We start from the raw sequence: 26,968 nt of genomic DNA, 5'->3' as shown, positions 1-26,968 counted from the left end.
CTGCGAGCCGGGGAATATGTTCACGGCGTGCGTGACGGGGGAAGCGGAGCCGGCCACGCCGACGATCCTGGCGCACGCGGGGGATCCGGTTCGGATCCATGTGTTTGGGGCCTTCAACGAGCAGAACCAGATCTTCAGCATCGAGGGTCATGAATGGCCGTTAAAACCGAACATGCCGGGGGCCGACATGATGAGCAGCCAGCAGTTCGGCGGTTCGGAGTATCTCGACGCCTACATCAAAGAAGGGGCGGGAGGACCGTTCCGTATTCCGGGGGACTATGTCTGGCAGAACCACCGGATGCCTTATGCCCAGGCCGGACAGTGGGGCTATCTGCGGGTCCTTCCGGTGGGAGATCATCGGATTCTTCCGCTGAACAGCGGCGAGGGAGGGAGCCGCACGGCCGAGTCGCCGAAAAAAGAAACCGCCGTGCCGGTCTCGATGCTGGAGCCGAATCCTTAAGGTTCCGTGTTCATCAAAACACAAGGGCAGGGGGGGTGGTCCGAATCCCCCTGCCCTTTTTTGTTTGGGGAAGAAGGATCAATGTCATGAACCGGGATCTGCCTGAACGATTTATTTCAGATACGTTGGGAATTGTTTGTCTTCCCCGGTCAAGTGCCGGTAGAGCGCATGGAATTGTTGCGTGGTCAGGCTGGGATCGGAGAGCCGCTCAAGATCTTTCGGTTGGATCGGGATCTGCGATTTCTCATCAAAGGCCGAGGTCCCGATCGCGATGTGGTCCGGAAAGAAACGGTATTGCGGGAGGAGATACTTGACCCCTCGGTTGTAGGTCACGGCGAGATGGATGGCCAGCCTCGCCACGTCGGCCGGGACATGATTCCCGATGGCGATGTTCTCCGGCGGGTTTCCAAGACGGAAAAATTGGGTCCGAATCCGGGTTATGGAGACGGCTTCCAGCCCCTTCTTGATCGCGTCCAGGTCGCTTCGACGATCGGGTCCGAGAAAGAGCTCGACGAGTATGTTGCTGTTGGACTGCGAATTTCCCGACTCCTGCGCGAGAAGGATCGCGGGATGCGCGCTTTCCCCTCCCATCTCCGCCGCGCGCGCCGCCGGACCGGCGATGAAGGTGTATAATATTACAATAAGGGAGCTTCCAAGATGCCGGAACAGGATGCTTCTTGTTGTCATGGATCTTTCTACCCGGTCGTCCGATTGTTCAATGCTGAATCGCAGGATTTGTACTATTCTAGCAGAAGACAAACCCGTTGAAAAGGGTCTCCCGTGATCCGAACACAGTCGAGTCTGAGCGAGGGACAACGCCTCCGAGCCTTGTATCGACGGGGCTTGAGCGGTTTCTTTTTGCTCATCTTCTTGCTGACGCTGGGGAACGATCTTCCGGCCCAAGGGCCGGCCAAAGAGCTTCCGGTGCTGGTGACCGTGGGCGACCTGGCTGAAAAACCGGGACAGTACGACGGGCATCGGGTTGTGGTGACCGGCCGCGTCCGATCCATGGAAATGCAGCTTGGCCGTCGAGGGAGCGAATATTTGATGATCATCCTGGAAGAGGATTCGCCCGCATCCTCCGGAAAGGTCAAACCGGTTCAGGTTTACATTCCCACGATACCGAAGGTGCGCGAAGGCGACCGCGCCCTCGTTCAAGGGGTCTATCACATCGAGGGCATGCAGGCCGGCCGGTCCTTCGAGCACTTCGTGGATGCCGAGGTCGTTCTGCGGAATTGATCCCGCCGGGGAAGGTCTTCGGTCCTTCCGGAAGAGCTCCCTCCATGGATTAAGGCAACAACGTTACCTCGAGACGTCGGTTCTGCGCCCGGCCGGAATCGGTCGTATTGCCGGCGATCGGCCGGGTTGAACCGTAGGCCGCCGCGGTCAGCGTTCTCCCGTTGATCTTGCTCTCCTCCTGAAGGAAGCGGACCACCGCAACGGCTCTCGTTCCGGTAAACTCCCATGCCGTTGGAAAATCCCGGGCCATCGAGGCGGCGATCGGGGCGTCATCCAAATGGCTGCCGATCACAATTTGTCGGCCTTTGGCCTTGGACAAGACCTCGCCGAGTTTAGCGAGAACATCCTCGCCTTCTTGGGTAATCTCCACATCGTCTTCATCAAATAAAAGAGATTCCGCAAGGATAAAGGTCAGTCGATCCTGCGTCGGTTTCACCTGAGCCTCCCCCTTCCGGATTTCTTCCTGGAAGGTTTTCTGAAAGGCGTCCGCCATACCTTTGGACCACGCCATATTCGGTTGCCTGAGGACGCCCTTTTTCTTTAAAAGAACCTTGTTCTCACGGGACAGATTTTCGATCTGGGCCGAGAGGTCATCCGCCCTCGTTTTATCTTCCTGGGCCGATTTCAACAAACTTTGATTGTCTCCGGTCAATCGGGCGGCCTCTTCCTTAATCTTCACCGCGTCCGCTTTGAGCTGATCATTCTCCTTCCGAAGCTGCTCGTTTTGTTGGCGCTCCCTTTCAAACTGTTGAACCACGGATTGATAACTCTGCTGACTGACGCAGCCGGTCCAGAAAAGCGTCAGCGCGAATATGCCCAGAAGCGATCGAGAGCGTTTATTCATATTCCACTCCTTTGCAATGGATTCTTTACTATCTATTGGATGACAACCCTACTATAATGGAGGGGCTCGCGAATGGCAAGGCCAACAAACCCGAAACGAGTGAATTGACATGCGGCTTTGTGCATGTTACCATGTCGCCAATTTGCGCGGAGAGGCGTGATCCCGTCGATGTCGGAGTCCAGAAGCCCATTCCTGACGCCCTGCTTCAGGATGCTTTGTCTCTTCAGTCTGTCCTTGATGATCTTACTGACGGCCTGTGCCGCGCCTCCCCCGGTTCGCGAGGCGGACTATCCCCTCGATTGTAAGAAAGACCAACCGGTCAAGGAACTGCTGAGGCGCGGCGACGCTCATCGCGACGTCATGATGCGCGAAAAGTCCGATGATCATACTCCACCGGAGCTCTGGTCGCAGGTTCGGGGAATTCACGGCCTCCGGGCCCGCACATGCTATCAAATGGTCCTGGATATCAAGCCCGACCAGCCCTATGCGCTCCTGAACACGGGTTTCACGTACATCGTCGAGTCGACGTTTCCGGGCTTAAGTCCGCAAGCGCGTGAGAAATCTCTTGTGACCGCGATGACCTATGTCCAACAAGCCCTAAGCACCCAGCGGTTGGATGCCCAGGGTTATTATTATCTTGCAGAGATCGCGGCGCGCCGGGGTCAATGCGATAAAGCCATGCGGATCTTTACCGCGCTGCTCACCAGTCGATGGTCCTACTCCCAGGTCTATGCCTGGATGGGTTACTGCGACGAGGTGATGAAAAAACCGAAGGAAGCGCAAGAGGCCTACAAGAAGTCCGCGGAGCTGGCCGACCCGATCGATATCGGGGAATGGGCCAAGTCGCGGATCAGATGATCAACGGGAGCCGAGGATGGGAGCGGATTTACAACGACGCGCCATGAGAAGAGGGCTCGTCCTCTTCGTCTGCGGTCTGTGGGCGTGGGGTTGCGGCGTCATCGTTCCTCCGCCGTTGACGGCGCCGTTCCGTCCGCGGCAGGATGTGGCGATTGAAAACTTCAAATTCCGGGTGGCCGTCATGGATTTCACGGACCAGACCGGTCAGGCCGGAGATCTGGTGAAGACGATTCCCGACATCCTGACAACGGTCCTGTTCAAAACGGGTCGGCTGGATCTCTATGAGAGAGAGCCCCTTCGCGGACTCTCGCCCCGGGACGCCGGCGAGACGATCCAAAGCTTGATGGACAAGCGCATGATCGACGGCGTGGTCTCGGGGACCGTCACCCGATTTTCCCGGATCGATAAGACGATCGTGGTGGAGCTTCGGCTTCTTAGCCGAAACAAGGCCGTCATGTACGCCGACCAGCATACCTTGAGCTTTCAGGGCCGCCGGTCCATGGAGATCACGCGGGACGACGTCGTTACTCTCGGAGAATCGATTTCGAAAGCGGTTCCCCGGGTTCCCGACATGAAAATCGTCAGTAAGAATGCCGACCTCGTGACCTTGAACGGGGGTTCCAACAAAGGCCTTGTGGTCGGCATGACCGGCTACGTCCAGACCTATCTGGAAAAGGTCAATGACCCCGAGACGGGTGAGATTCCGAAACCCACGCCGGTGATCGTGGGCGAGGTCGTGATCGATCAAGTCGGCGAGGATACGGCGATCGGGCGAATGATTGCGGGCGAGGACATCCTCGCCAACGACACCCTCCGGTTCAAATAAATCAAACGGTGCATCTGCTCCGCCGCCAAAGTAAGCCTTTCAAGGAACGAATACTTTATTGGGACGGGCGGGAGCCGGCGGGAATCCGGCGGAATCACGCGGGCGGTCCGCAAGGAGCCTTATGTCGGAGATCCTGGCGTTACAGCATGTTCGTTGTGAAACGCTCGGGACGATTGCCGAGGTTCTCCGCCAAGAAAATATTTCGATCCGAACGGTCCGCATCTTTGAAAGCCAGCCGGTGCCGCATTCTTTGGAGACATCGTCCGGCCTGATCGTCATGGGCGGGCCGATGGGGGTCTATGAGCAGGACCGCTATCCGTTCTTAAGACAAGAAATCCGGCTGATGGAAGAGGCGCTTCGGGACGACAAGCCGATTCTGGGAGTCTGTCTGGGCAGCCAGCTGTTGGCCTCGGCGTTGGGTGCGGTGGTGGCGGAAGGGCCCACAAAAGAGATCGGATGGTATCGAGTGACGTTGACCCCGGAGGGAAAAACGGATCCGGTCTGGACCGCCCTGGATCCCTCGTTTACAGCGTACCATTGGCACGGCGATGTTTTTGATCTGCCTTCCGGCGCGGTTTCCCTGGCGTCGTCGGAACGGACCCCCCATCAGGCGTTCCGCCACGGCCGCTCGTCCTACGGGGTTCTGTTTCACATGGAAGTGACCGAACAAATCATCGAGGACATGGTGAAGACGTTTCAGGACGAGCTTCCGGCATCGGGTCTGAACGGTCGCCGGATCCTTCAGCAGGCCGGAAAGCATCTGCCGAGGCTTAACGCCCTTGGACGGGCGGTGTTTGCACGGTGGGCGGGTTTGCTGAAAGAGCGGGCGCAAGTATGAGGATGGAGCGCGGCGGTCCGCGTGCCAGGGTTATCGCGTGGAGGTTGCTTCTGGCCGGCGTTCTCGTTGTCAATGCCTTTAGCGCCGTTCGAACGAGCGCGGCCGCGGAGCGGTCTCCGGCGGGCGGCTGCACGGAATCCATTCCGGATATTTTTGATCGGGTGTCGCCGTCCGTTGTTTTTATCGCCACGACGGCCGTCAATCCCTACCAACCGTTCGACCGCGTGAGCCACAGCGTGGGATCGGGTGTGATCATCGATCCGGCCGGACTGATTCTGACCAACTTCCACGTGGTATCCGACCGCCAGGTGATCACGGTGACCCTGGACGACGGCACGAGCCTTGCGGCTCAACTTGTGGGGGGAGACCCGATTTTCGACCTGGCCCTCCTGCGCATCCCGCCGCCCTCGTCGGGCAAGCTGCCCGCGGCGACCTTGGGCGACTCCGATCGCGTCCGCGTCGGCGAGGAAGTCCTGGCGATTGGAAACCCCCTGGGGCTCGATCAGACCTTGACACGAGGCATCGTCTCCGCGGTCAACCGAATCCTGCCCGAGACTCCTTTTTCGCTCATGGAGCCGATGATCCAGACCGATACGCCGATTAACCCCGGCAACTCCGGCGGCCCGCTTCTGAACCGATGCGGCGAGGTGATCGGGATCACGACGGCCATGATGGAGGAGGCCCAAAATATCGGGTTTGCGGTCCCGATCAATTTGGCCAAAACGGTACAGCCTTCATTGATGACGCAGGGTCGTGTCATCCGCCCGTGGCTCGGCTTTCATGGACAGCTCGTCGATGAATCCCTCCAAGAGCTTATCCGCATTCCGTTGGTCGCAGGCCTTCTGGTGGAGGTCATCGAGCCGGGGAGTCCGGCGGAGAAGGCGGGGCTCCGGGGTGGACAAGTGGAGGTCGTGATCAACGGACGGTCTTTCCTGCTCGGCGGCGACATCATCACCGGCATGAACGGTGTGCGGATGGTCTCTCCGGAAGCCTTGCTCGACGGTATGCGCGCTTTGAAGGTCGGCATGAAGGTCCGTTTGTCGGTCTACCGGGACGGGCAATCCCGGGACGTGGAATACATCCTTCCGGAACGACCGGTGCTCCCGGGCGATCTCGGCGGCGAGCGTACACTGGCGCCGGTTTCCGGTCGAAGCGATGAACGCGTTGTGCCCGGCGGCTCCTCCCCCAACACGCGGTGAGTTCCGGCGGCGCTTATATCGGTGATCCTCCCGGCCCGCTTTTCCGCTTGAAGGGTCCTATCAAGGGGCGTATAATTGTCTCGTCAAGCCCCTATAAAACAGGAGACCCAGATGATCCAGGTCGCGGACCTGAAGACGGTCCCGTTTTTCCAGGAACTGTCCGAGGACGAATTAAAAAAATTAACGGAGGTCATGGAAGAGAAGTCGTTTAAAAAGGGGGAGATCATCTTCAATGAAGGGGAGGAAGGAAAGGCTTTATATCTGCTGGTCGAGGGTGAGGTGGAAGTGGTCAAGACCATGAAAGGTTGGTATCAGGAAACCCTGGCGGTCTTCAAGAAGGGGCGTCTCTTCGGGGAGCTGTCTTTTCTGTCCGGACGAAACCATTCGGCCCTGGCGCGGGCGACGCAGGACGTAAAGGTCTTTGTCCTGACGAAGAATCAATACGACCGTCTGGAGAAAAACGATCCCGTGATCACACAAAAGATCATGAAAGTGATCGCGCTCACGCTGAGCACGGCCCTTCAAAAAATGAACGAACGGTTTCTTCACATGGTGAACTATATCCTGGGCGAGGAAAGCGGCGCATGACAAGCTGCCCCAAAAATCCATCGGCGTTGAGGTGAAGCATGTTCGGAATCGGCATGCCGGAGTTGCTGGTCATCCTGGTGATCGTTCTGTTGATTTTCGGCGTGGGAAAACTGCCGGAGATCGGCGAAGGTTTGGGCAAGGCCATCCGCGGATTCCGAAAATCCATGTCGGAACACGAACCGCCTTCCCTTCCTGATAAAGACAAGCCGCCGAAAGACGATTCGAAGGGAAAGAACGCGACATGAGCCGTCTGGTGGACCGGTTTTCCCGTTCCATGTCGTATTTGCGCTTGTCCGTAACCGATCGGTGCGACATGCGCTGTCTTTATTGCATGCCGGAAGCGGGCGAGCCGCAAGAAGCCCGCAGCGAACTCCTCACGTTTGAGGAGATTCGCCGTCTTGTTCGCATCCTTTGCCGTTTGGGAATCACACAGGTCCGTATCACGGGCGGGGAACCGCTGGTGCGACGCGACTTGCCCGTTCTGGTCGCGATGCTTGCCAGGGACGGCGAAATCGGGAGACGGGCGGATCTATCCCTGACCACCAACGCCTCGCGTCTCGCCCCGGCGGCTTGGGAACTGAAAACCGCCGGTCTGAACCGGATCAATATCAGCCTCGATTCCCTGGATCCGGACCGCTTCCATCGAATCACGCGCGGCGGCCGATTGTCGGACGTTTTGGCGGGGATCGACCGGGCTCTTAAGGTCGGGCTGACGCCGGTGAAGCTCAACACCGTGGTCCTGCGGGGGATCAATGACGATGAGCTGCCCGGGTTGGTCGAGTTCGCGGTCTCCAAGGGCGTGACGCATCGGTTCCTGGAGGTGATGCCGCTGGGGTCTGTCGGGATCGGGAACCGCGATCGTTTCGTTTCGGCGGCGGAGATACAACAAAGCATCGAGCGGAGATATCCCTTGATCCCGCTGCCGTTTCAAAACGGCTCCACGGCCCGGGAATTCCGGATCGCGGGAACGCCGGCCCGGATCGGGATCGTCAGTCCGGTGAGCGAGCGGTTCTGCTCCACCTGCAACCGCTTAAGACTGTCGTCCCGCGGTCGCCTTCAACTCTGCCTCGCCCACGAGGACGGGGTGGACCTGAAGACTCCCCTGCGGCAGGGTTGGAGCGACGTCGAGCTTTCCAACCTCATTCTCGAAACGGCCTACCGCAAACCGGCCGGGAATCATTTCGCGGAAGATCCCGAACCGGTGTACCAGATCGCCATGTCCGGCATCGGAGGCTGACCCATCGGAGAGTTTCTGTCCTGGGGGATCGTGGTCTGGCTTCATATTCTTGCGGCGGTCGTCTGGATCGGCGGGATGATCTTTATCAGCCTTATCCTGGCCCCCGCGCTGCGGCGGTTTCCCCAGGACACGCGCCGGGAGCTGCTCGGGACGGTGGGAACCGCGGCCAAAGGCGTGGGCTGGATCGCCGTCATGGTATTGCTGTTCACGGGTTTTCTGAACGTCGTCCATCTCCAGCTCCAATGGGATACGCTGATCGGCCGCCTCCTCATGCTCAAACTCTCGCTGGTCGCCGTCATGATTGTCCTGAGCGCCCTCCACGATTTTATCCTGGGACCTTTGCTTACCTCGCGGCCGGCGGCGGAAGACCCTCCATCCTCGCGTCTGCGGCGACTGGTTCCTTGGCTGGCTCGGATTAATCTCGTGTTGGCCTTGGGCGTGATTTATCTGGCCGTTCTTATTGCCAGGGCCTGAACGGATCGATCGGCGAGCCGCGCGGCCTCCCCAATTGACAGTTTTCATCGGATACGAGTAAGATAGGGCCCACTTTATGGACGATCGGCCGATCCAGGATCAGGATATCTTGCACAGGATTCATGAAACGGAGCGGGACGCCGATCGGGTTCTCCGGGAAGCGGAGGCCGAGGCGCGCTCCATGCGCGAGCAGGCTCAATCCAAGGCGGCCGATATTCTACGGATGAAAAAACAGGAATGCGCGGACCGGCGCGAGTCGCTGCTTGCGCGGCAGTTGCTGGAAATCCGCCAGGAAGCCCAGCGCATCGTTGAAGAGGCCCGCGAACAGGCCCGCCGAGTGCAGGAATCGGCGGCAACCAAGATTCCCGAAGTCGTCGAACAATTGCTCAAACGCCTTCTCCCGTTCTGACGCGGAAGGGAGTGTCGGCATGGTTGTGAAGATGACCAAGATCCGGATCATGGGGCCGAAAGGGCTTCTCCCCCAGGTCACCGATTTTCTCCACGGCTTCGGCCGGATCCATGTCGAATCCCGGCCGCCGGACGTTCAAAAGATCGATGAGATCCTTCTCCGGCGGTTTTCGATCGCGGCTCCCACCCTCCACGATAAAGAAACCCTGGAGATCTTTCTTGAACAGGTGAAAAAGATCCTGCTGCTTCTCCCCGCGCCGTCGGGGGAATCCTGGCCGGCTCCGGTCGGCGCGCCGTCCGGAGCGACGGACCGTTTTTTCAAGGAGGCCGGGGTCAAGATCGAATCGCTGGCCGCGCGTCTGGATCGGCTCGTCGCAAAGAAGAAGGTCTACACGGATGAGCTGTCGATCCTGGAACGGTATGAAAAAATCCTTCAGGTCCTCTCGCCGCTGATCTCCCAAGTCCGGGAAAGCCGGGATTTGGATTACCTGGGCATCGCCATCCGGATCAAAGAAAAGGACGTGATCCCGCTTCTGGAACAGGCGATGGCTCGGATGACCCAGAACCAGTACGAGATCTTTTATGCCCCGGTGGACGACGAAGTCCTGGCCGCGCTTCTTGTCTTTCCGAAGGACGGATACGCCCGGGTGAAGCGGTTGCTGTTGGATGAGGATATCGGCGAACTGCGGCTGCCTTCCTCCGTCACGAACAAGCCGCTGGGCGAAGCGTTCAAAATCATCCTGCATAAACGCCGGGAGCTGCCCCGGCGGATTAAGGAGGTGGATCGGGAGCTCGCGGCCTTGTCCGCACGGTGGTACGGGTCGCTGGCGGAACTCCGGTCCTGGCTTGAGAACAAGATCAGCGAAATCCTGATCTCGGCCTCTTTCTATGAGACAAAGATGACCTTTGTGATCTACGGCTGGGTGCCCAGCCGGGACCTCGAGGGCTTGCGACGCCATCTGGCCGATCAATGGGAGGGCCGTGTGGTGATTGACCCGGTTCATGTCGATGAACGGGAACGGGAACGGATACCGGTTTTTTTGGACAACCCCCGCTTCCTGCGGCCGTTTGAACAGTTCACGCGGATCCTCCCTCTGCCCAAATACGGGACGATCGATCCGACGCCGTACATCGCGATCTTCTTCCCGTTGTTTTTCGGGATGATCATCGGCGACATCGGCTACGGCGCGCTTCTGCTGATCGCGGCCGCGATCGTCCGGAAGCGTTTTCGCGGCAATGTTTTTGTCGAGGACTTTGCCTCTATTTTTACCGCGGCGTCCGTCTCTTCGATCCTCTGGGGCGTCTTGTACGGCGAGTTCTTCGGCGATCTGGGCGAGCAGCTGGGCCTCCGTCCGATTCTGATGAACCGTATGGGCGGCTTCCTGCAGAATCTTTATCTGGCCCTGGCCGTCGGCGTGGTTCATATCCTGCTCGGCATCGGACTGGGGATCTTCACGGCCGTCAAACACGGGAATCGTCGGGAGATCTGGGTGAAATTCAGCAGCCTTGGGCTGATGGTGGGCTTTCTTCTGACGGCGACCGGGATCGTCGGGTTTCTTCCCAAGTCCGCCGTGACGGCGGGGCTGATATTGGCCTTGGCCAGCGTTGCGTTGATGATCATCCGCGGAGGTGCGGCGGCTGCGATGGAAATCCACAATCTGGTGAATATCCTGTCCTACCTCCGGTTGATGGGCATCGGCGTGGCTTCGGTGGCGCTGGCCTTTGCCGCCAACAAATTGGGGGGGCTGGTCGGAAACGTTGTGCTGGGAATCCTGATCGCAAGCATCCTCCACGCTCTGAATCTGATCTTCGGAATCATCTCGCCCACGATCCAGTCGCTGCGCTTGCATTACGTCGAATTTTTTGAGAACTTTTTCCAAGGCGGAGGTCTTGAGTACAAGCCCTTTAAAAAACTACACCATGAAAGGAGCGCGTGATTATGGAGATCGGACTCATTGCGATCGGGGCGGGGTTGGCGATCGGCTTGACGGCCCTCGCGACCGGTATGGCCCAGGCCCGAATCGGGGCGGCGGCGGTCGGGGCCATTCTCGAAAAACCGGAATCGTTTGGAACAGCGATCATCCTCCTGGTGATTCCGGAAACGCTCGTGATCTTCGGCTTTACCATCGCGATCCTGATTCTTTTCACCTTGAAGTGAGACGGCATGGGTTACGAAGAACTGATCGGGGATCTCCGGCGGGGAACCGAACTCAAGAAAGAGGGGGCGTTGACGGCGGCCCGGGAACAGGCCCGGCAAATCATCGAGGACGCGATGCGCCAATGCGATCGATTGGAACGGGAGTTTCAGGACTCGATCGCCCGGGATCTGGATCAGGAACGAACCCGGCTGTTGAATCGCGCGCGGCGGGAGGCCCGCCTTGAATGGGCCCGGGTCCGGTCGGATCTGATGCGGGAAGTTTTCGGCCGATTGGAAGAGAAACTCAAGGCCGTGGCATCCGAAAAAAGATATCCGATGGTATTGGAGAGACTGTTAAGTGAAACCCGGCCGGAATGGCCGGAAGGGGAGATCGTCATCCGGGCCGATTCCAAAACCCTCCCGTTGCTCAAGTCGTTGGTCGGAAACGGAGCTTTCCGTTTTGAGCCGATGGCGGGGACGGGAGAAGATCCGTACGGAGGGTTTGAGTTGTCCGACGGAGAGTACCGGGTCGTGATCCGGAACACATTGCGGTCCAGACTTCTCAAAGCCCGATCGGACTTGTTGGTTGAGGCGAATCGGGTCTTGTTTGAGAACGATCCGAGGGGTTGAAAGCCGATCATGTCCGATTTTAACTGCCTGGCCGCGCGTCTGGGTGCGATGCGATCCCGGTTGTTGACGCGAAGAGCCTATGAGGAATTGATCGTCCTTCCGGATTTCCCGGCGATCCTGGCCGCCCTGCTGAACGGCCCCTATGGGCCGGCCATCGAGGCGGCAGGGGAAGCGGAGGCGGATCCGGTCAAGATCGAGGAAGGGCTCCGACGGGATTTCAGCGCGACTCTCACCAAACTCCTTCGGATGTCCGGCGATGAACCCCGGGTCTGGGTGGAGATGCTGTTGGCGTATTGGGACCTCTATAACCTCAAGACGATTCTCAGGGGAAAACAGATCCTCCTGCCGCCGGAAGAGATCGTCCGTTCCCTGATCCCCACGGCCACCTACGATGAGCCCGCGCTCAGGGAGCTGGCCAAGCAGCCGTCGCTCCGGGCCGTCGTCGATCTCCTCCTGACCTGGCGGAGCCCGCATGCCGCGCCGTTGACGGAGGCCCTGCGGGATTACCATGAGGCGCGGGATCTCTATCTCTTGGAACTCGCGCTGGACCGATTCTATTTCCGGCAGCCCGGCCGGATCGACGCCGACGGATGGATCCTTGAATCGGAGCGTTCGACCCATCAAAAGTCCCTCCGTGCGTTCCTGGGCCACCTCGCGGACAAGACCAATCTCATGACGGCCTTGAAAATGGCCGATGAACGAGCCGTTTTTCTCGAAAGGGGAAGGTTTTTCCTCCCCGGCGGAACGAGTTTCCCGTACGGGGATTTCGTGAAAGTGCTCGAAGCCGGCGGTCTGGCCGAAGCCCTTCTGCGGGTCCGGGCGACGCGCTTCGGGCCGGTGTTGGCCGGGTTGGGCGAACCCCCCCCTGGGCTCGGAACGCTCGCGTGGGTCGAAAAACAACTGGAGCGCGCGACGCTTCGAACGGCGCACCGCATCCATCGGACGGATCCCCTGGGCGTCGGAGTCGTCATGGCTTTCCTTTGGGATAAAATCCACGAACTCATGAACCTCCGGATGATTGTCCGGGGCCGCCTGGTGAATCTTCCGGAGCCCACGCTTCTCGGCCTGCTGACGATGGAGGTTTGATGGACCGCATTGTGGCCGTTCTCGACCGGGACACCGCGTTGGGTTTTCGTCTGAGCGGGGTCGAGGTGAGAAAGGCCGATACCATGGAGGAGTTGCAAGAGCGGCTCGAAGAACTGTTGAGGGAAAAGAACGCACGGCTTGTGATCCTCGATGAGGAGATGGTTCGTCGGCTCCCGGAGAAATTGGAGCGGCGGCTCGAGCACAGCACCGAGCCGTTGTTTCTGCCGATTCCGACGGTCAAGATCTGGCGGGAAGCGGTGCCGCCGGAGGAGTACGCGGCCCGGCTGATCCGCAGGGCCATCGGCTACCAGATCCGGATCCGGAAATAGAGGCGGCATGGAGAGGGGCCTGCATGGATAAGAAGCGGGAGCGGCCGGCTTCAAACCGGGAACCGCTCAGAGGGGTCATCAGCCAAGTCTCGGGCCCCACGGTGGTGGCGGCGGGTATGATCGGGACCCGGATGTACAATCGCGTGATCGTGGGCGAAACCGGCCTTCTGGGCGAAGTGATCCGGTTGGAGGGCGATCGCGCCACGATCCAGGTGTACGAGGACACGACCGGGCTTTCGCTCGGGGAGGCGGTGATCGATGCGGGGGAACCGCTGCTGGCGGAGCTCGGCCCGGGCCTGCTCGGATCGATCTTCGACGGTGTGCAACGGCCGCTGGACGTGATCCGACAAGAGGAAGGGAACTTTATCGGCCGCGGCGTCGTCGTTCCCGCTCTCCCTCGCGCCAAACAGTGGCCGTTTGTCCCGACCGTGAAATCCGGCGAGTCCGTTTCCGGCGGGGACGTGATCGGCACCATTGCCGAGACGCCGCGAATCGAGCACCGCGTGTTGGTTCCGCCCGCCGTTTCCGGGAAGGTGACCGAGATCCATGAAGGCTCGTTCCGGGTGACGGACACGATCGCCGCGCTCGATAACGGAACGCCGCTGACGTTGATGCAGAACTGGCCCGTGCGCACCCCGCGTCCGTTCCGTGAACGTCTCTCTCCCACGCTGCCGTTCATCACCGGCCAGCGGATCTTCGATCTTCTGTTTCCCGTGGCGGCCGGCGGCACGGCGATCGTGCCGGGCGGCTTTGGAACCGGCAAGACGGTGGTCGAGCAGACCCTGGCCAAGCACGCGCAGGCCGACATCATTATATACGTGGGCTGCGGCGAGCGGGGCAATGAGATGACCGAAGTCCTGGCCGATTTCCCGGAGCTGACGGACCCGGTCTCGGGCCGCCCGCTGATGGAGCGGACCGTTTTGGTGATCAACACCTCCAACATGCCGGTGGCGGCCCGCGAGGCCTCGATCTACACCGGGATCACGATCGCCGAGTATTATCGCGACATGGGATATCGCGTCGCCCTCATGGCCGATTCCACTTCTCGATGGGCCGAGGCGCTGCGGGAGATTTCTTCGAGGCTGGAGGAGATGCCGGGGGAAGAGGGATACCCCACGTATCTGGCCACGCGGCTGGCCAATTTCTACGAGCGCGGGGGACGCGCGGCCTGTCTGGGATCGGGCGAGCGTCAGGGATCCATTACCGTGGTTTCGGCGATCTCCCCGCCCGGGGGCGATTTCTCCGAACCGGTGACGCAGTGTTCGATGCGCGTGGCCGGGACATTATGGGCCCTGGACTCCGACCTGGCCCACCGGCGGCATTTCCCGGCCATCGACTGGAAACGCAGCTACTCGCTTTACATGGATTCGTTGGAGGACTATTACCGGCGGTCGGTCGCGCCCGACTGGTCCGGCCTCCGTAAACGGATGATGGCGCTGTTGCAACAGGAAGAGGAACTCCAGGAGATCGTTCAACTGGTCGGCATCGACGCCCTGCAGGAGCCGCAACGGATCACGCTGGAACTCGGCCGCGTGCTTCGGGAGGATTTTCTCCGACAGCACGCGTTCTCGGAGACGGACGCTTCCTGTCCGATGGAAAAGCAGTACTGGATGCTCAAGGTGATCTTCGACTTTGAGCTTCTCTGTCAGGACCTCCAGAAAAAAGGCCGGCCGGTGGAGGAGATCTTCGGTCTTCCGATCCGGGAAGAGCTCGGACGGATGAAAGAGATCCCGGCGACCGGGTTCGTCGATCGGGCGAAGGAATTAATGGCTCGAATGGACCAGGAACGCAAGCGGGAAACCGGCTGATGGATTATCTGACCCGGGAATACGGCACCCTTCATTCCGTCAGCGGCCCGCTGCTGTTTGTGGAGAAGGTCCGCCGGGTCTCCGTCGGCGAGATGGTCGCGATCCTTTTGCCCGACGGCCGGGAACGCCGGGGTCAGGTGATCGAGATTTCGGACCGGCATGCCGTGATCCAGGTGCTGGAGGCCACCGCCGGCATCAGCACCACCGGCACGCGGCTCCGGTTCTCCGAGAACGTCGCCCGGATGGGACTTTCGCCGGACATTCTGGGCCGTCGTTTCAACGGGGTGGGCGAGCCGATCGACGGCCTGCCGGAGATTATTCCGGAGCGGTGGGTCGGAATCATCGGCAGTCCGATCAATCCCGTCGCGCGCGACAAGCCCGGGCATTTCATCCAGACCGGGCTCTCCACCGTCGACGGGCTGAACACGTTGGTGCGCGGGCAGAAACTGCCGATTTTCTCGGGATCCGGTCTGCCGGCGAAAGAAATCGCGGCCCAGATCCTCCGGCAGGCCAAGGTGATCGGCGAGGAGGCCGAGTTCGCCATCGTTTTCGCCGCGATGGGCATTACTTTCCGCGAAGCCTCGTTCTTCCTGGAGGAGTTTGAAAAGAGCGGGGTGTCGGAGCACACCGTCGTGTTTTTAAACCTGGCCGACGATCCCACGATCGAGAGGCTCCTGACGCCGCGATTCGCCCTGACCGCGGCCGAGTATCTCGCCTTCACCCGCAACCGTCATGTCCTGGTCATCCTCACGGACATCACCAATTACTGCGAGGCGCTCCGCGAGATCGCCACGGCGCGCGAGGAGATTCCGGGTCGCCGGGGGTATCCCGGGTATATGTATACGGATTTGGCCATGATCTACGAGCGGGCCGGACGGATCAAAGGACTTCCCGGCTCGGTGACGCAGCTGCCCATTTTGACGATGCCCGACGACGACATCACCCACCCGATTCCCGATCTCACGGGTTACATCACCGAAGGCCAGATCGTCCTGTCGCGGGATCTTCACCGAAAGGGGATTTATCCGCCGATCGACGTTCTGCCGAGCCTGTCGCGCCTGATGAATCTGGGGATCGGCGAGGGGAAAACCCGGGCGGACCACCGCGGCGTGGCGGACCAGCTGTACGCCTTCTACGCCCAGGGACGGGATCTCCGCCGTCTGGCCGCCATCGTCGGCGAAGAGGGCTTGACCGAATCGGACAAGCGGCTGCTTCAATTCGCCGAGCGGTTCGAGCGGGAATTCGTGAGCCAGGGCGGGGAGGAGCGCCGCCTGGAGCAGACCCTGGACCTGGGGTGGTCGCTTTTGGGCCTTCTTCCCAAGGAACGGCTCACGCGGATCAAGCCCGAGTTTGTCCAGCGCTTTTATAAAGGGTGACGGTTTCCGGTCATCCCGAAGCGGGGGTGTGAATGCAGAAAACCAGTCCGACGCGAATGAACCTCCTGATCCTGAAAGCCCGGGTGGGATCGACCCGGAAGGGGCTGGATCTTCTGCGCAGCAAGCGTGAGGCGCTGGTCCGCGAATTTTTCTCGGCGATGGACACCGTGGTCGCCTCGCGGGATCTTCTTCGGCGGATGATGGAGGGGGCCATGAACTCCCTGGCCGTGGCCCTCGGGCTGGACGGCCGGGCCGTCGTTGAATCGGCCGCCTTCGCGGCCCGGCGGGACATCCCGTTTGAGCTGGTCGAACGGAATGTTTGGGGCGTTACGTTTCCGGAAATCCAGTGCCGGAGCGTCGTCCGCTCCGCCGACGCGCGAGGGTACGCCGTGCCGAGCGTTTCCGGTTACACGAACACGGCGGCGCGCGATTTTGAAAAGGTGCTGGACCAGATTCTCAAGATCATTTCGGTCGAGATGCGACTGAAGAAGATCGGCGAAGAGATCAAGAAAACAACGCGCCGGATCAACGCCCTCACCGAGATCGTCCTGCCGGAATTGCGTTACCAGATCCGGACGATCCGCTTTGCCCTGGAGGAGCGGGAGCGGGAGGAGACTTTCCGGATGAAGCGGTTCAAGGAAAAACCATTGGTATACTAATTATAGTATTGACATTTTGTAAATGAGTGATATAGTTTTATTTTAGAGGTCGACCGGATTCTAAGTCGATGGAGGTTCTAGACTCGTTCAGCGTTACCATCAACAAGGAGGTTTCAATGCAACGGATCCTTCTCGGTTTGTTCGCCGGTCTTGCCTTCTTACTTACGATACCGCTTACGCCCAAACAGGCCCTCGCGATCCCGGCCTTTGCCCGGAAATACAATCTCCCCTGCAGCGTCTGCCATGTGCCGTCCTTTCCAAAATTGAGCGACTTCGGGAACCTGTTCCGTGACCGCGGTTATCAGCTTCTGGGCGAACAGGATCTGCCGACCTCGGAAGGCTTGACGAACGGGTACTGGCCGGTCGCGTTCCGGACCACGGTGGGCTATCAGTATTCCAGCCTCCACAAGGCGGGCGACGGGACTCCGGGTGATCCGACGGCGAACATTTCCAGCGGGGGGTTCGGGTTCACCGGCCTGGATGTCCTGAGTTTCGGCACCCTGGCCCGGGATATCAGTTTCGGCGTCGTTTTTACTCCGGGCCTGGGAAGCGCCGGATTCGGCTCCGGGAGCAGCCTGGACGACAGCGATCTGGAATCGGCCTTCCTGAAGGTGGACAATCTCTTCCACAGTGATTATCTCTTGAACATGAGGGTGGGGAAGTACGAGCTGGACCTCCCGTTCAGCGAGAAACGCAGCCCGACGCTCAACACCCCGTTTGTGATGTACCATTATGTGGCCGGAACGCCCTATACGACGTTGTTGGCCAATCCCGGGCTTCTCCCGACCCAGGGCTATGCCGATCCCAACGATTTCGGCATCGGCGATAATCATCCGGGGTTGGAGCTGGCGGGAATCAAGGCCACTCCCGGCGACGGTTTTTTCCGGTATTCGTTAAACGCGCTTTCCAACAGCGATGTCAACGCCGATGCCACCGGCGGAGGTCATCGGCTCAATTTCTACGGGCACGTCACTCAATCCTTCGGCGGCTACGGGATTGTCTCCGGTCAACGGGTCGGGGTCTTCGGAGCGTACGGCAAGGCGCCCACGGCGCCGAATTCCGTCTGCGCGGCGTCGCCCTCCGGGCCGAGCGGTTGCGGGGCGATCGCGTCGGACGGCCAGGCGTTTTCCCGCATCGGAGGGGATGTCAGCGTGACCGCGTTAAATCAGCTGAATATCTTCGGGGCCTACATGCATGCGAACGACAACAAAGAGCTGTTTTCCTCGCAGGGAATCGCGGGGGCCCAGAACGCGGTCTGGAACGGAGGCTTCGCGGAACTGGATTACAATCCCGTTCAGATTCCCGCGTGGCTGTTCATCTACCGGTATGATATTGTCCGCAACAGCCGTCAGGGCGACCCCGCGTTTGCCAAGAGCTTTAACGACGTGAATTCACACACCGTCATGGCGCGGTACAACTTCAACATCTCGACGCGGGTCGACACCACCTTGCATGCCGAATACAACTATTTTCAGACGAAGAAGACGGACGCCGCGGGCGGCAATCAGGTCGGACAGACCGCGCTGCTCGCGTTTGACTTTGCCTTTTAGGGAAGGAACGACTTAGAAGGAAAGGACCCCGGCCCCGTAAGATCGTTTTACGGGGCTGGGTGTTTTAACGGGATTTCGGCCCCTTGCCTCGACCGGTTAAGAGCCAATCCACCGTGACCTTCCCGTGATTGGCGATGCGAACCAGAAGTTCCGGGTTGGGAATCCGGCCGTGTTCGTACCGGCTCACGTAATTTTGTTTGCGCACCCCGATGATCTTGGCGAAGTCGGTTTGATTCATTTTCCCGCGGATCGCGCGGATCCGCTGCCCCACGTGCGTCTTCGATACGCGCTTCATGTCATATCCCCCTTGCCGGTTGGAGTTTCGTAATTCCTTAACAGGATGAGATCAAAAATAGAAAGTTCAATATGGAGTATACCGCCGTATAGTCGTCAAAGTCAAGGTTGTTTATCCGCGCGAAGGGCTTCAATCACGCGCTCCATGTCGGGAGGAAGGGGGGCGGAGTACTCGACGTACTCCCGTCTTTGCGGATGAACAAATCCCAACCGTTCGGCATGGAGCATCTGACGGGCCGCGGTGGCCGCGGCCGGAATCACCGACCGTCCCCCATAGACCCGGTCGCCCAGAACCGGGTGGCCGAGGGACGCGAAATGCACGCGGATCTGGTGGGTGCGCCCCGTCTGGGGACGGACTTCGACCCGCGTGGCGGTCTTGAAGCGTTCGAGGACGCGATACGCCGTCCGGGCCTCGCGGGGCCTGGAGGTCCGATGGGAAATCTTTTTCCGTTCCCATCGATCCCGACCGATGGCCAGGTCGATCATCCCTCCGTTCTTCGGCAGACGGCCCGCCACGACGGCCTGATACGTCCGTTCAATGGAATGGTCTTTAAACTGCCGGGAAAGCGACCGGTGGGCGGCGTCGGTCTTGGCCACGACGATGACGCCGGAGGTGTCTTTGTCAAGCCGATGGACCAGGCCCGGCCGTTGCCGGCCGCCGATCCCGGAAAGGTTTTTACAATGGGCCAAAAGGGCGTGGACGAGGGTCCCGGTGTAATGTCCCGGCGCGGGATGCATTACCAGGCCCGCCGGTTTGTTCAGCACCAGAAGACCGGCGTCTTCGTAAAGCACGTCCAGCGGGATCGGCTCGGCCGTTATTTCCAGGGGGACCGGGGTCGGCACGCGGCAGGTCACGCGGTCTCCCGGACGGACCTTATAATTGGGCTTGACCTCCCGGTCGTTCACGCGAATTTCGCCGTCCCGGACGAGTCGCTGAAGATAGGTGCGGGAGGCGTGCACCTGCTGCCGGATCAGATAATGGTCCAGCCGCTCGGAGGCGAACTTGGGGGCGACGATGATATCCCGAGAAACGATGCGGTCTGTTATAGGGGCTGGGTATCTACCTTCTTTAGACATGAACGGAGGGAGGGTGCTTCGACGATTTGGCCCGCTGTTCCTCCCGGATGAAGTACCAGATCAGGAGGGTGACGCCGACGCTGATGCAGGAATCGGCCACGTTGAAAGCCGGCCAGTGATACGAGCCGACATAAAAATCCAGGAAGTCGACCACCTCGCCGAATCGGATCCGATCGATCAGGTTCCCTAGGGCGCCGCCCATGACCATGGCGACGGACAGTCGGCCCAGCCGGGCCTCTTTCGGGATCTTCGCGAAGAACGTCAATAGAAAAAGAACGGCCGCGACCGAGATCGTCACAAAGAAAGCCATCCGGAGCGCGTTGCCGTGATCGGCGAAAAGTCCGAAGGCCGCCCCGGCGTTGCGGATGTAGGTGAGGCTGAAAAGCCGATCGACGACCGGAATGGACTCGTGCAGTCGCATGGTTCGCTGGATCAGGGCCTTCGTGGTCTGATCCAGGATGAAAATCGTCCCGACCACCCCGGCCAGGAAGAGATACCGCCGCGGATCTTCCTTGACGGTCTTGAAGGCGGCCTTGAGCGCCATTTCAGCCAACCGCCTCCGCGCAGCGGGCGCAGAGCTGGGGTTGCCGGGGATTTTTACCTACGGTGTCGCGGTAGAACCAGCAGCGCGCGCATTTGGGATCGTCGGATCGCGCGACGGTTACGGCAAAAGACGGGAGGAGGCCGCTGACGAACGCCGCGTCGTTCGGGTTCCGGCTTTCGAAAGGTCTCACCTCCGCTTTCGACACGATGAAAACCGCGGCCAGTTGGGGTTCGTATTTCAATAAAAAGTCGTACAGGTCTCCCGACGCCCACAGCCGGACCCGAGCATCCTGGGACGCTCCGATCGCCTTCTCGTTTCGTTTGGCCTCCAGCGACTTGGCCACTTCTTCGCGGACGGCAAGGAGCTTTTCCCACCGGGCTTCCAGCGTTGCATCGACGGCGGCCTCTCTCACCGTGGGAAACGAGCCCAGGTGAACGCTGTCCTCGTCCCGAAGCCCGACCGCCGCGGCGGTCCCGCGGGGAATGTGATTCCAGATCTCTTCCGCCGTGAAGGAGAGGACCGGGGCCATGAGCCGGGTCAATACCGTCAGGGTTTCGAACAGCACCCGTTGGGCCGCCCGGCGGGAAGTCGAAGCGGCCGGATCGGAATAAAGCCGGTCTTTCAGGATGTCCAGGTAGATGGCGCTCAGGTCCACGGCGCAGAAATTATTAAGGGAATGAAACACCGTGTGGAATTCGAACTGGGCGTAGCCCTGCCGCACGCGCCGGATCAGCCCCTGGAGCCGGTGCAGCGCCCATCGGTCGATTTCAAACAGATTCTCATCCGGAACCGCGTCACGTTTCGGGTCGTAGTCGTACAGATTGCTCAGAAGAAAGCGGCCGGTGTTGCGGATCTTCCGATAGGCTTCAATCAAATGGGACAGAATCTCCTGCGAGATTCGGACGTCTTCGCGAAAATCGGTCGCGGCGATCCAGAGCCGCAGGATCTCGGCCCCGTGTTTCTCGATCACCTCCTGGGGCGCGACCACGTTGCCGGCCGATTTGGACATCTTCTTGCCGGCGCCGTCAACGACGAAGCCGTGGGTCAGGACGGATTTGTAAGGCGCTTGTCCTTCCGTCAGGAGAGCCGTCAGGAGCGCGCTGTGAAACCAGCCGCGGTGCTGGTCCGAGCCTTCGAGGTAAAGATCGGCCGGCCATTTCAATTCCGGTCTCGTTTTGAGCACGGCGGCGTGGCTGACGCCCGACTCAAACCAGACGTCCAGAATGTCGTTCTCCTTGGAAAACCGGCCGCTTTTGCATTTCGGACAGGCCGTTCCATTCGGAAGAAGTTCCTCGGCCGTTTTTGTGAACCAGATGTCGCTTCCGCCTTCGCGTTCCATTCGCTCCGCGACGTGCCGGATGATCCCGGCGTATTTTTCAGGATCGTCGATGTAAAGAATCTTTTTGCAGTCCTGACAAGTGAAGGCGACAATCGGCACGCCCCATGCCCGCTGACGGGAGATGCACCAGTCCGGACGGTTCTCGATCATTCCGTAGATTCGGTCCCGCCCCCATTTGGGAATCCAGTTCACGTTCCGGTCGATCGCCTCCAGCGCGCGCCGACGCAGTTCCTTCGTCTCCATCGAGATGAACCATTGCTCAGTCGCGCGAAAGATCACCGGCTTCTTGCAGCGCCAGCAGTGGGGGTAGGTGTGCGTCTGTTTGTCATCAACTTTATTAAGAAGGAGGCCTTTCTCTTTTAACTTTTGTGTGATGAGCGGGTTGGCTTCAAAGACCTTGAGGCCCCGAAACTCCGGCACCTCATCCGTAAAACGTCCCCGGTCATCCACCGGAGCAAAAACTTTGAGCAAAGGATTGCTCAACGATAGCTCATAGTCTTCCTGGCCATGACCCGGCGCGATGTGGACGCAGCCGGTGCCCTGATCTAGAGTGACGAAATTACCGGAAACAACTGGGGAAAGCTCTTCAGAGAATGGTCGCCGACAACGCAATCCCTGGATACGATTACCTCGCCTTTTGGCCGCATGAACAGAAAATCCTGATAACCCACAAGCCTTCACGAATGAATCAACAAGTTTCTCCGCGATCACAAATGCCTGGTCGCCGACTTCCACAAACGCATAATCATATGCAGGATGAGCGCAGACGGCTTGATTAGCAGGCAGCGTCCAAGGAGTGGTGGTCCAAATAACTGCCGAGACCTGCCTGACATTGGGCCCCAGTGAAATCTCCCAAAGTTTTGAAAGCTCCTGAGGGGACATGACAAACGGAAACTTCACATAGATGGACGGCGAGGTGTGGTCTTCGTATTCCACCTCGGCCTCGGCCAGGGCCGTTTCGTCGTTGGGACACCAGAGCACCGGTTTCTTCGCGCGGTAGACCGCGCCGGTTTCAACCACTTTCCCGAATTCGCGGACGATCGCGGCCTCGTAAGCCGGGTTCATCGTCAGATAGGGATGCTCCCAATCGCCCAGTACGCCGAGCCGCTTAAATTCGTCCCGCTGGATCTCAATGTATTTCTGTGCGTATTCACGGCAGAGCCTTCGGATCTCGGTCTGACTCATGCCCTGTTTTCTCGGTCCGAGATCTTTTAAGACCTGGTGCTCGATCGGGAGTCCGTGGCAGTCCCAGCCCGGAACAAAGGGCGTCGCAAATCCTTCCATGGCCTTCGACTTGACCACGAAGTCTTTCAGGATCTTGTTGAGGGCATGGCCGATATGGATCCGCCCGTTCGCATACGGCGGGCCGTCATGAAGGATGTAGCGCGAACGATCCCGGTTTTTCTCTTGGAGACGCTCGTAAAGCCCGTCCCGTCCGCCCGAGGCGGACCATTGGGCCAGACATTGGGGCTCCTTTTGGCTCAGGTTGGCCTTCATGGGAAAATCGGTTTTGGGGAGGTTGAGGGTCGGTTTGTAGTCCATGATTTTTGGATTTAAATTCGCTAACTCATCTAAACGTTTGGAATTTTTTGATAGTAACATCCTCGACGGACCTTGTCAAGAAAGCCCGACTAGTCGGATTCCGGACTCAGAAAAAAATTGACAAGTCGGGTCGAATTAGTATATTTATGGATTAACTCATCCTATAATATATGAGAGTTCTTTTGCTCTGAATTCCTGTAATTCTGAACTCATACAATAGGGAGTAAGGGAGGATTCCATGAGCGACCATGAAGAGATCAAGACCGCGGCGCCCGTTCAGCCGGAATGGACGGAGGAAGGCCGGGCTCAGATGCAAAACGTGCCGTTCATCGTGCGAAAATCGGCCATGCGCGGCGTGGAGGAATTTGCCAAGAGCCGGGGCATTACCATGATCGATCCGTCCGTCGTGGCTCAAGCCAAGTCGGCGCGGGAGCAGGGGGGAGCTCCGGCCGCGCAGGCCCAGGAAGAAACCCAGACGGCGCCGAAACGCCCGGCGGCCCAGCAATACGTCAGCTTTCTCTTCTACAAGGTCGATCCGCTTTGGAGACGGCTTCCACAGTCCGAACGGGAACAGGGCAAGAAAGAGTTCAGCCAGGTCGTGGAAGAATACACCAAGGACCGGAAGCAGTTCATGGTGATGACCTATTCCACCATGGGCACGCGGGGCGATGTGGATTTCATGATGTGGCGGATCGGTTACTCGCTCGAGTACATGCAGGAGTTCACCGCCAAGCTTTTCGCCACAAAGCTTGGGAATTATTTAACGACGCCGTATTCGTACCTTGCCATCACCAAGCGCTCGATCTACGTGGATAAAATCAATCCGGAGCACGAAGAGCAGCGCTTGCGCATCATCCCCGGCAAGGCCAAGTACCTCTTTATGTATCCGTTCGTGAAGACCCCCGAGTGGTACCTTTTGACAAAGCACACGCGTCAGGGAATGATGGACGAGCATATCATCGTCGGCAACAAGTATCCCTCGGTTAAGTTGAACACGACCTACTCGTTCGGGCTGGACGATCAGGAGTTTGCGCTGGCGTTTGAGACGGACAAACCGGAGGATTTCCTCAATCTGCTGATGGATCTCCGCGAAACCCAGGGACGGCTCTACACCCAGCGCGATACGCCGATTTTCACCTGCGTGAACCGGGGTCTTAAAGAAACGCTGGAGCTGCTCGGGGGATAGGCCGCGCCGGTTAAAGGAATTCATTTAGGCGAAGAGCGCTGATTCGGCGCTCTTCGTATTTTCTCCGCACTCTTCTTGACGATAGGCCTTTAAACTTGGTAGAGTAGCACCCGACGATCTTACGGCGGCGTAGCTCAGTGGTAGAGCAGGAGAATCATAATCTCTTGGCCGGGGGTTCAAATCCCTCCGCCGCTAAATTTTTGTCCGCCGAGGCGGACAAAAATTTGGAGCATTGGAGCAGTGGACATTGGAGAGTGGACACTGCTCACAATGCGGTCTACTGTTCCATTACTCCATTTTCTTTTTGTGCTTCTTGACCCGTCAGGCGAACCGATCCCTCCGCCCCCAAACCCTTCGAGAACTTATCCCTTTTCCCCATCCGCGGCGCCCGGCGACGGGACCACCTCTTTGATTCGGGTTAATATTGGAAAGGGCTGTCTTCCACTTGAAGATCGGGATTCGGCGTTACAAAGGTGCAATGGCCGTCCGATAGGCATTGCAGATCGGTCACACGGTACCAGGCCGAGGGCACGCTCGTTGAAGGTTCGCTCGCGTCATGGTCCGCCGTGGTAAAAGTATGCGGGGGAAACGTGTAGATGCTTCCTCCGATCGTTACGCTTGTGTTGACCGCGACGCTCGCGGCCAGATGCAGGTCAAAGCTGTCAACGGCGATGACGTAGTAACCGGCCGGAAGCCCGGTCACCGTGATATGTTCCGGACCCTTCCCCTGTGAATCGTCGAAATCAAGAACCGCCGTGGCGGCGCCGAAGCGCGTGCTGTTATAGCCCACCATGAGATTATCGCCCGTATCCCAGGATATTTCGGCCTCCGCGGGGCCGGCGGTCGGGTTGGGGTTGCTGTAATAACCCACATGAAGATCCATGTCGCTGGTTTGGCTTCCCGATGCATCGGTCGGTCCGGGTGACCCGTTGAGGTCGAAGTCGTTCCAACTCAACGTGACCAGAAAACCGTTCCCGCTGACCGGTGTCCCGTAGCTCCCGGACAGCCGGCCTCCGGAGGCTTGAAAGTCCTCGAATGGGCAGACGGCGTCCATTTCGCGGCAGGAATCATAATGCATCGTGTCGGCTCCCGTTGCCACATCCACGCTGCCGTCGCTGTTATACGTAAGCGTCGTACGGCCGTTTATGGTCAGATGGCCGCCTATCGGGCAACGGTCGGGGCTCGTTCGATGCAACGGCGAGTCCGTGACGAGACTGAAAGTCCCTTCAAAGGGACAATCCGAATCCGGCGTAAAATCGATCGAGACCGTTCCGGAGAAAGAGGTGAAACGATCAAACGAGTTAACCGAGCTCCGGGACACGAGCGGCGCCGACGGGGCGATGTCGTCCTCGACGTGGACGTTGAAGTTGGAAAAACCGACCGTCACGCCGTGAGGCGAACGGTCCGTAGGATCGGTCCAGGACTCATCGATCCTCCCTCCCAGGGTGTCGTCGTAGGTGTCCGTCTCCGCGGTGGAGCCGGTGTTCATCGAGAAGGAACCGCTATCGGTAAAACGGCTCAATGACAGATTGATCGTCTGGACCGGCGTCAGGGTATAGTCGTCATAAGAGGCCGTCCCGCTCGCCGCGAGGGAATAAGAGCCCGCGGTGCAGGCGCCGTCTGTAAAAGAGCCGACCCCGCAAAGAGAGGTGTCTTGTAGATCCATGGCGGTTTTGAAACGTCCTACCAGGCTGGAATAAGTTGCGTCATTAAAGGTCAGGATGACGAGATCGGTTGTCGGTAAACTGGAATCGTCACCCAGGGCGGCGTTTACGTTGACGCCGGTCGAAGAGGCGTTCCCGGTTATATGCATCTCGCCGTCCATCTGATCGCCGTCTTCGCGGCAGCCGGCCAAGGTCACGACGACGTCAAACGTTCCGCTTATGTCCGCCGTGCCGGAGGCCGTCCAGCTTCCGCCGTCGCCGCAGGCGCCGCCGGGAGAAACCGCCGTCAGCGCCGATTTGAAACCCGTCGCGGCCGCCTTTAGACGGGTCGCTGCGATGGAGATAACTTTCGAGGCGGCCGCCTTTCGGGCCTTGGTCGCCATTTTGGCCAGGCTGGAGTCCGGCGCGGTCAGCGGGTTGATCGGTTTTGAAGGAAGATCTAGGCCTAGCGAACTCCCGCCCAAGTGGCCGAGTGAGTCGGCCAGGTCTGAAATTCCTGTTCCAACCGAAGCCGCAGCCTGTGCCGAGCCGGCCGCCGCGCTGCCTTCGGCCGCATCGGCGATCGGGGTTGTACTCGTACCGCCGCGGCTACTCGATCCGTCCCCTTCGTGGCCGCAGCTATTCAAGACGACGGCGGTCCCGCCGATAATAAGAATGCTCGTCACCAGCCCAAGACGCGCTTTGCCGCACTTCATTGACCCGCCTCCTGATTGTACTCATTCTCACAGGCTGTATGAGAGCGGTCCGGAGCGGGCTTCACAGGAAGCTCCCGGAGA

28 protein-coding genes and 1 tRNA gene are annotated in these 26,968 nt (G+C 59.4%); 22 read left to right on the top strand and 7 right to left on the bottom strand.

The features are described 5' to 3' along the window. Nucleotides 1-460 (top strand): hypothetical protein (locus VLY20_06265; GenBank protein ID HUK56245.1); only part of this gene is annotated, 460 nt, incomplete at its 5' end. 111 nt (nucleotides 461-571) lie between these two features. Here the strand turns inward: VLY20_06265 and VLY20_06260 are convergent. Then, nucleotides 572-1,147: a hypothetical protein gene (locus tag VLY20_06260; protein ID HUK56244.1), complete on the bottom strand. Its 576-nt coding sequence runs from the start codon at nucleotides 1,145-1,147 to the stop codon at nucleotides 572-574. 93 nt (nucleotides 1,148-1,240) lie between these two features. Here VLY20_06260 and VLY20_06255 point away from each other — a divergent pair, with 93 nt between their 5' ends. Then, on the top strand, nucleotides 1,241-1,699 hold the full coding sequence (locus VLY20_06255; GenBank protein ID HUK56243.1) for a hypothetical protein: 459 nt from the start codon (nucleotides 1,241-1,243) through the stop codon (nucleotides 1,697-1,699). A 49-nt stretch (nucleotides 1,700-1,748) separates the two neighbouring features. On the opposite strand, the gene VLY20_06250 is transcribed toward VLY20_06255, so the two are convergent. Then, nucleotides 1,749-2,543: an OmpA family protein gene (locus VLY20_06250; protein HUK56242.1), complete on the bottom strand. Its 795-nt coding sequence runs from the start codon at nucleotides 2,541-2,543 to the stop codon at nucleotides 1,749-1,751. Between the two features lie 237 nt (nucleotides 2,544-2,780). Between VLY20_06250 and VLY20_06245 the strand changes: the two genes are divergently transcribed. From VLY20_06245 to VLY20_06160, 18 genes are all read left to right on the top strand, one after another. Then, nucleotides 2,781-3,401: a hypothetical protein gene (locus VLY20_06245; protein HUK56241.1), complete on the top strand. Its 621-nt coding sequence runs from the start codon at nucleotides 2,781-2,783 to the stop codon at nucleotides 3,399-3,401. A gap of 16 nt (nucleotides 3,402-3,417) precedes the next feature. Then, nucleotides 3,418-4,227, top strand: a complete 810-nt coding sequence (locus tag VLY20_06240; GenBank protein HUK56240.1) for a hypothetical protein — start codon at nucleotides 3,418-3,420, stop codon at nucleotides 4,225-4,227. 121 nt (nucleotides 4,228-4,348) lie between these two features. Next, entirely contained in the window at nucleotides 4,349-5,065 is a 717-nt protein-coding gene (locus VLY20_06235; protein HUK56239.1) for a gamma-glutamyl-gamma-aminobutyrate hydrolase family protein, read from the top strand. A gap of 2 nt (nucleotides 5,066-5,067) precedes the next feature. Then, nucleotides 5,068-6,264 carry a trypsin-like peptidase domain-containing protein gene (locus VLY20_06230; GenBank protein HUK56238.1) on the top strand — a complete coding sequence of 399 codons (1,197 nt, stop codon included), beginning with the start codon at nucleotides 5,068-5,070 and terminating at the stop codon, nucleotides 6,262-6,264. Nucleotides 6,265-6,375: 111 nt separating this feature from the next. Continuing rightward, nucleotides 6,376-6,852: a cyclic nucleotide-binding domain-containing protein gene (locus tag VLY20_06225; GenBank protein HUK56237.1), complete on the top strand. Its 477-nt coding sequence runs from the start codon at nucleotides 6,376-6,378 to the stop codon at nucleotides 6,850-6,852. Between the two features lie 38 nt (nucleotides 6,853-6,890). Beyond that, nucleotides 6,891-7,097 carry a twin-arginine translocase TatA/TatE family subunit gene (tatA, locus tag VLY20_06220; GenBank protein ID HUK56236.1) on the top strand — a complete coding sequence of 69 codons (207 nt, stop codon included), beginning with the start codon at nucleotides 6,891-6,893 and terminating at the stop codon, nucleotides 7,095-7,097. Continuing rightward, nucleotides 7,094-8,089 (top strand): GTP 3',8-cyclase MoaA, encoded by a 996-nt coding sequence (gene moaA, locus VLY20_06215; GenBank protein ID HUK56235.1) that lies wholly within the window; start codon nucleotides 7,094-7,096, stop codon nucleotides 8,087-8,089. The genes tatA and moaA overlap by 4 nt, the downstream gene beginning before the upstream one ends. Nucleotides 8,090-8,119: 30 nt before the next feature. Further along, on the top strand, nucleotides 8,120-8,563 hold the full coding sequence (locus VLY20_06210) for a DUF4149 domain-containing protein (GenBank protein ID HUK56234.1): 444 nt from the start codon (nucleotides 8,120-8,122) through the stop codon (nucleotides 8,561-8,563). A 109-nt stretch (nucleotides 8,564-8,672) separates the two neighbouring features. Continuing rightward, nucleotides 8,673-8,972: a hypothetical protein gene (locus VLY20_06205; protein ID HUK56233.1), complete on the top strand. Its 300-nt coding sequence runs from the start codon at nucleotides 8,673-8,675 to the stop codon at nucleotides 8,970-8,972. A gap of 19 nt (nucleotides 8,973-8,991) precedes the next feature. Then, nucleotides 8,992-10,908, top strand: a complete 1,917-nt coding sequence (locus tag VLY20_06200; GenBank protein HUK56232.1) for a V-type ATPase 116kDa subunit family protein — start codon at nucleotides 8,992-8,994, stop codon at nucleotides 10,906-10,908. Nucleotides 10,909-10,910: 2 nt separating this feature from the next. Next, on the top strand, nucleotides 10,911-11,129 hold the full coding sequence (locus VLY20_06195; protein HUK56231.1) for an ATPase: 219 nt from the start codon (nucleotides 10,911-10,913) through the stop codon (nucleotides 11,127-11,129). 6 nt (nucleotides 11,130-11,135) lie between these two features. Beyond that, nucleotides 11,136-11,738, top strand: coding sequence for a V-type ATP synthase subunit E (locus VLY20_06190; protein HUK56230.1), 603 nt, complete (start codon nucleotides 11,136-11,138; stop codon nucleotides 11,736-11,738). A gap of 9 nt (nucleotides 11,739-11,747) precedes the next feature. Continuing rightward, nucleotides 11,748-12,824 (top strand): V-type ATPase subunit, encoded by a 1,077-nt coding sequence (locus VLY20_06185; protein ID HUK56229.1) that lies wholly within the window; start codon nucleotides 11,748-11,750, stop codon nucleotides 12,822-12,824. Continuing rightward, nucleotides 12,824-13,153 (top strand): V-type ATP synthase subunit F, encoded by a 330-nt coding sequence (locus VLY20_06180; GenBank protein HUK56228.1) that lies wholly within the window; start codon nucleotides 12,824-12,826, stop codon nucleotides 13,151-13,153. Before VLY20_06185 ends, VLY20_06180 begins: the two co-directional genes overlap by 1 nt. A gap of 23 nt (nucleotides 13,154-13,176) precedes the next feature. Beyond that, nucleotides 13,177-14,961, top strand: coding sequence for a V-type ATP synthase subunit A (locus VLY20_06175; GenBank protein ID HUK56227.1), 1,785 nt, complete (start codon nucleotides 13,177-13,179; stop codon nucleotides 14,959-14,961). Beyond that, a complete protein-coding gene (locus VLY20_06170; GenBank protein HUK56226.1) occupies nucleotides 14,961-16,337 on the top strand; it encodes a V-type ATP synthase subunit B in 1,377 nt (458 codons plus the stop codon). The genes VLY20_06175 and VLY20_06170 overlap by 1 nt, the downstream gene beginning before the upstream one ends. Nucleotides 16,338-16,369: 32 nt before the next feature. Next, nucleotides 16,370-16,996 carry a V-type ATP synthase subunit D gene (locus VLY20_06165; protein HUK56225.1) on the top strand — a complete coding sequence of 209 codons (627 nt, stop codon included), beginning with the start codon at nucleotides 16,370-16,372 and terminating at the stop codon, nucleotides 16,994-16,996. Nucleotides 16,997-17,112: 116 nt separating this feature from the next. Then, entirely contained in the window at nucleotides 17,113-18,546 is a 1,434-nt protein-coding gene (locus VLY20_06160; GenBank protein HUK56224.1) for a hypothetical protein, read from the top strand. 64 nt (nucleotides 18,547-18,610) lie between these two features. On the opposite strand, the gene VLY20_06155 is transcribed toward VLY20_06160, so the two are convergent. The 4 genes from VLY20_06155 to ileS form a co-directional block, all read right to left on the bottom strand. After that, nucleotides 18,611-18,841, bottom strand: a complete 231-nt coding sequence (locus tag VLY20_06155; GenBank protein ID HUK56223.1) for a helix-turn-helix transcriptional regulator — start codon at nucleotides 18,839-18,841, stop codon at nucleotides 18,611-18,613. A 101-nt stretch (nucleotides 18,842-18,942) separates the two neighbouring features. Further along, a complete protein-coding gene (locus tag VLY20_06150) occupies nucleotides 18,943-19,917 on the bottom strand; it encodes an RluA family pseudouridine synthase (GenBank protein ID HUK56222.1) in 975 nt (324 codons plus the stop codon). Further along, entirely contained in the window at nucleotides 19,910-20,461 is a 552-nt protein-coding gene (gene lspA, locus VLY20_06145) for a signal peptidase II (protein ID HUK56221.1), read from the bottom strand. The genes VLY20_06150 and lspA overlap by 8 nt, the downstream gene beginning before the upstream one ends. A gap of 1 nt (nucleotide 20,462) precedes the next feature. Continuing rightward, the gene (ileS, locus tag VLY20_06140) at nucleotides 20,463-23,342 is read right to left on the bottom strand and encodes an isoleucine--tRNA ligase (GenBank protein ID HUK56220.1); all 2,880 of its coding nucleotides are present in this window, start codon (nucleotides 23,340-23,342) and stop codon (nucleotides 20,463-20,465) included. 238 nt (nucleotides 23,343-23,580) lie between these two features. On the opposite strand from ileS, the gene VLY20_06135 reads away from it, so the two are divergent. Further along, on the top strand, nucleotides 23,581-24,528 hold the full coding sequence (locus tag VLY20_06135) for a chlorite dismutase family protein (protein HUK56219.1): 948 nt from the start codon (nucleotides 23,581-23,583) through the stop codon (nucleotides 24,526-24,528). Between the two features lie 123 nt (nucleotides 24,529-24,651). Beyond that, nucleotides 24,652-24,723: transfer RNA gene (locus tag VLY20_06130), tRNA-Met, on the top strand. A 223-nt stretch (nucleotides 24,724-24,946) separates the two neighbouring features. On the opposite strand, the gene VLY20_06125 is transcribed toward VLY20_06130, so the two are convergent. Next, the gene (locus tag VLY20_06125; GenBank protein ID HUK56218.1) at nucleotides 24,947-26,887 is read right to left on the bottom strand and encodes a hypothetical protein; all 1,941 of its coding nucleotides are present in this window, start codon (nucleotides 26,885-26,887) and stop codon (nucleotides 24,947-24,949) included. Nucleotides 26,888-26,968 lie beyond the last annotated feature (81 nt).

This window comes from Nitrospiria bacterium, assembly GCA_035517655.1.
In the GTDB taxonomy this organism is placed as follows: domain Bacteria; phylum Nitrospirota; class Nitrospiria; order JACQBZ01; family JACQBZ01; genus JACQBZ01.
Note: the sequence above shows the minus strand (reverse complement) of the source record. Positions and strands in the feature narration are given on the sequence as shown.